Origin of the sequence: Microcystis sp. M079S1 (assembly GCF_020246425.1) — a bacterium.
Lineage (GTDB): Bacteria > Cyanobacteriota > Cyanobacteriia > Cyanobacteriales > Microcystaceae > Microcystis > Microcystis aeruginosa.
The window spans coordinates 1-4129 of sequence record NZ_JADBSZ010000050.1 but is presented as its reverse complement, the minus strand read 5'-3'; the positions used below and the strand labels follow the sequence as shown (position 1 = coordinate 4129).

3 protein-coding genes, 1 other RNA gene and 1 pseudogene are annotated in these 4129 nt (G+C 45.7%); 2 read left to right on the top strand and 3 right to left on the bottom strand.

The window, feature by feature from the left end; genetic code table 11:
• Positions 1-140, top strand: a pseudogene (locus IM456_RS02740) (DUF3782 domain-containing protein); the annotation flags it as partial.
• A gap of 36 nt (positions 141-176) precedes the next feature.
• On the opposite strand, the gene IM456_RS02735 reads toward IM456_RS02740, so the two are convergent.
• The 3 genes from IM456_RS02735 to hisF form a co-directional block, all read right to left on the bottom strand.
• Positions 177-1448, bottom strand: coding sequence for an MFS transporter (locus IM456_RS02735; protein WP_149987109.1), 1272 nt, complete (start codon positions 1446-1448; stop codon positions 177-179).
• Positions 1449-1457: 9 nt separating this feature from the next.
• Positions 1458-1554, bottom strand: an RNA gene (gene ffs, locus IM456_RS02730) — signal recognition particle sRNA small type.
• A gap of 279 nt (positions 1555-1833) precedes the next feature.
• The gene (hisF, locus tag IM456_RS02725) at positions 1834-2598 is read right to left on the bottom strand and encodes an imidazole glycerol phosphate synthase subunit HisF (protein WP_149987110.1); all 765 of its coding nucleotides are present in this window, start codon (positions 2596-2598) and stop codon (positions 1834-1836) included.
• Positions 2599-2621: 23 nt separating this feature from the next.
• On the opposite strand from hisF, the gene ruvB reads away from it, so the two are divergent.
• Positions 2622-3698 carry a Holliday junction branch migration DNA helicase RuvB gene (ruvB, locus tag IM456_RS02720; protein ID WP_287694630.1) on the top strand — a complete coding sequence of 359 codons (1077 nt, stop codon included), beginning with the start codon at positions 2622-2624 and terminating at the stop codon, positions 3696-3698.
• Positions 3699-4129 lie beyond the last annotated feature (431 nt).

The window sequence follows — 4129 nt, the reverse complement described above, 5'->3', positions numbered from 1 at the left end:
TCTATGGCATATTAGCGGCGGTTCATGTATCCCCGGAATTACGGGAAAAAATTCTGCAAGAAGGGTTTTATGTGGCTCGGATTCATGACCAAGTATTTGAATTAGATATTCCCGATAATTTTCAACCTCAAACCTATTAAATAACCCTGTCCTAGGAAAAACTTTTTCAGTAAGCCTTATTGTACTTGTCCGCGCAGAGCATAACGATCTTTTTCTAAACCGAAAGCGAAGAGAAAAGAATGGCGTACGGTGGGGTTAGAGAGATTAAAAAAGAGAAAGAGAGCGATAACAGCTAATCCTGACGATAAACTAAACATAGTTTCGTAGGAAATTGCTAAAACCCCCAGAATTGGACCGGCTAAGGCTGTTCCCACATCAAAACCGCCGATACAGATAGAATAGGCCCGGCCGCGTTCTTGGGGCCCAGAGCGATCGGAGATTAAAGCCAGTAACATAGGGAATAAAATCCCCCCTCCCGTACCTTCGAGGATAGCGGCTAAAATTAAAGCGGAGGAAGATCGGGCAGAAGATAGAACCAACATGGATAAACCATAGCAAAAAACGCTAATAGTGATGAATAAACCCCGTCCATAGCGATCGCTGGCTCCTCCCGACAAAATCCGTCCGATTACGCCCGATAGTGCCGCATAACTGTAGAATAGACCGGCACTGAAAGGGAGCTGATTTTCGAGGAGAAACAGGGGTAAAAAAGCGACTAAACCGCCGAATAAAGTACCAACCAGCAGAAAAACTAAGGTAGGGACTAAAAAAGCTCGCTCTTGACATAATGCCCAAAAACTGCGCTCGATTGTCTGATTTTCTGCCTTCATTTGGGCTAATTTTTTCTTGAAGTCCGGTTCTTGAATGGAGAAACCCAAGAGAAAGGCGATCGCTCCCGAGGTGGCGGAAACTAGAAATAAACCGTTATAACCGATCGATTCGTAGAGATAACTGCCTAAAGCTGGACCGATTCCCATGCCTATGGGTGCAGTTAAGCTCATATAACCAATTATCTCTCCCCGTTGACGAACGGGGGAAAAATCCACCACTAGGGTACTGTAACCAGTGGTAAAAGCGGCGATACTGAGACCATGGTAGGCGCGGACGGCGAATAAAGAGGAAAGATCGCGAAAAAATAGATAACCGAGGGGTGCGGTAGCGGCGACAATAGTTCCAAATAAAACCACTAATTTGCGACTGCGGCGATCAACTAGATTGCCTAACCAACTGCGCGATAAAATTAAACCGATAGCAAAGGCCCCCATGACAAAACCGATATCTTGTTTGCTACCGCCTAGGGAGTCAATATAGGTGGGGAGAGTAGGGAGGAGAGTGGTGATACTTATCCAGAAAAACAGCGCCGTGACAAAGAGGAAGAGTAGTTGACGACGAGTCTCGGCAGTAAGCGATCGAAAAGTTTTGAAAGCGTTCACAACAGCGACCGTCACAGGCAACAAAAAGACCCGGAGATCACGCCAGTCACAAGCATCCCGTATTGCTGCTACCTTCCGGTCCTGACAAGGTTGAGGCGTTGCGATCGCATGAGTCCGAGTCTTTTCTATCATAACATCTTTTTCGGCGATACCGGCATTTTTTTCCGAATAATTTCCTCTCAACAGATCTCCTGCAAAAATCAAAAATCTTCCGTTAGGTGAGGAGTAAGGAGCCAGTAGTCGGTCGTCAGGAAAATTAAGAATGAACATCAATCAATCAAATGCTCTATTTAGGGATTTTATGCGATTTTATGCCTATTTTTACCATTTTTTAACTCTCAAAAATTAATTATGCAGGAGGTCTATTAAGTTCTGCAAATCTTGCCCTCATTTTCCCAGGCTAACGCACGGGTACCTGTTGATTTTGCAGATAATTTTTGACCTCAGCGATGGTTAATTGACCATAATGGAGCAAAGAAGCCAATAAAGCCGCTTCTGCCCGCCCTTCGGTCAATGCTTCGTAAATATGCTGACAATTACCCGCTCCTCCCGAAGCAATCACAGGAATCTCCACCCTTTCAGCGATCGCTTTTGTCAATTCCAGATCGTAACCCGCTTGCGTGCCGTCGGCATCCATACTGGTAACTAACAACTCACCCGCCCCGCGTTTTTCCACTTCTTGCGCCCATAATAAAGCATCAATACCCGTATTTTCACGTCCACCCCGAACATAAACCTCCCAACCAGGGTTATGCTCATCCTTACGTCGTCTAGCATCGATCGCCACGACAATACACTGTTTACCAAAGCGATCGCTGGCTCGATCGAGCAATTCCGGCTCGCGCACGGCAGCCGAGTTAATGCTGACTTTATCGGCCCCGGCTCTTAACAAATTTTTAATATTTTCTAAGGATTGGATGCCACCACCCACTGTCAGAGGAATAAAAACCTGTTCCGCCGTACGATAGACTACATCAATAATCGTGTCGCGATCTTCATGGGTAGCAGTAATATCAAGAAAAACCAACTCATCAGCCCCTGCCTGATTATACAAGCGGGCCAACTCCACGGGGTCGCCAGCATCCTGAAGATTGACAAAATTAACCCCTTTAACTACCCGACCTTTATTGACATCCAAACAAGGCAAAATCCGCTTCGCTAACATATCCTAGACTCTTGATTGTAACAATGGCCATCAAACGATCGCACAATTCCCCCCCGGCTGCCGAGGAAAATCTGCTCACCCCCAATCCCACTATAGAGGAAACGGAAAAAGCAGAAGCGCAGATTCGTCCGCAATCCCTAGAGGATTATATCGGTCAACAGGACTTAAAAGCTAATCTAAAAGTCACCATCGCCGCGGCCAAAGCTAGACAAGAAGCGATCGATCATTTGCTCTTCTACGGACCGCCGGGGTTAGGAAAAACCACCATGGCTTTAATTTTAGCGGCTGAGATGGGAGTAAATTGCCGCATTACTGCCGCCCCCGCTTTAGAGCGTCCCCGGGACATTACCGGCATCCTGATCAATCTTCAACCCCGGGATATTCTTTTTATCGACGAAATTCATCGACTGAATCGGGTGACGGAGGAGTTATTATACCCAGCGATGGAGGATTATCGCCTAGATGTGACGATTGGTAAGGGTCAAGCGGCGAAAATTCGCAGTATTTCTTTACCTGCCTTTACTTTAATCGGTGCTACTACCAAAGTTGGCTCTTTAACTTCTCCTTTGCGCGATCGTTTTGGCATGATTCAACGTCTGCGTTTCTATACAATCGAGGAATTGATGGCAATTATTCTCAGAAGTGCTACTATTTTTAATATTCCCATTACTGAAGCGGGTGCGATCGAAATTGCCCGTCGCAGCCGGGGAACTCCACGCATTGCCAATCGTTTATTAAAACGAGTGCGCGACTATGTGCAGGTGAAGGGAGAAACCTTGATTACCCCCCAGTTAGCCGATGAGGGATTAAATCAATTAAATGTGGATTCTATGGGTTTAGATTGGACCGATCGATTAGTATTAAAGACGATGATCGAACAGTTTCAAGGTAAACCCGTGGGATTAGAAGCAGTAGCGGCAGCCACGGGAGAAGATGCCAAGACGATCGAGGAGGTGTATGAGCCTTATTTATTACAAATAGGTTATCTTCATCGTACTCCCCGGGGTCGCGTGGTGACGGCAGCCGCCTACGAACATTTAGGTTTACTGGCGAAATTGCCGAAAAATGAGGATCGGAGTTTACCTTTGTTCGAGTTCTAGTTTTCTAGATAGGGCTGGCTGAATAAATGTGAAATATAGACGAGGTATGGGGTTTGGGGCTTTTTGGCGAAGCAGCTGCAAGATTTTCAAGCTAGTGGCTCAAAAACCTTACATCTTGATCGGCGATCGCGTCCTGTACGGGCGAAGCATTCGGACAATAACCTATCGCTGAAACCGTAGATTTTCTATCCGAATGCTTCGCCCCTACTTTTTCAGCAGACCCTAGATAGGGCTGGCTGAATAAATCTAAAAACCTTATTGGATTAAGACTTTTTCCGGGGGAAAATTCAGGCTCTTCGGGAATTGTTATGCAAATAATTAACTTAAAATAAAATTCGATGAGAGCGCCTACGCTCAAAAGTAGCTGAAATCCATACAGGGAAAGACTTAAGGCACAAACAGGTTAATACCAAAAGATAGACAATTGAGTT

Bases quoted from the DNA above. Each gene is read 5' to 3' on its own strand.
- ruvB (WP_287694630.1), top strand. From the start codon at position 2,622: ATGGCCATCAAACGATCGCACAATTCCCCCCCGGCTGCCGAGGAAAAT.
- hisF (WP_149987110.1), bottom strand. From the start codon at position 2,598: ATGTTAGCGAAGCGGATTTTGCCTTGTTTGGATGTCAATAAAGGTCGG.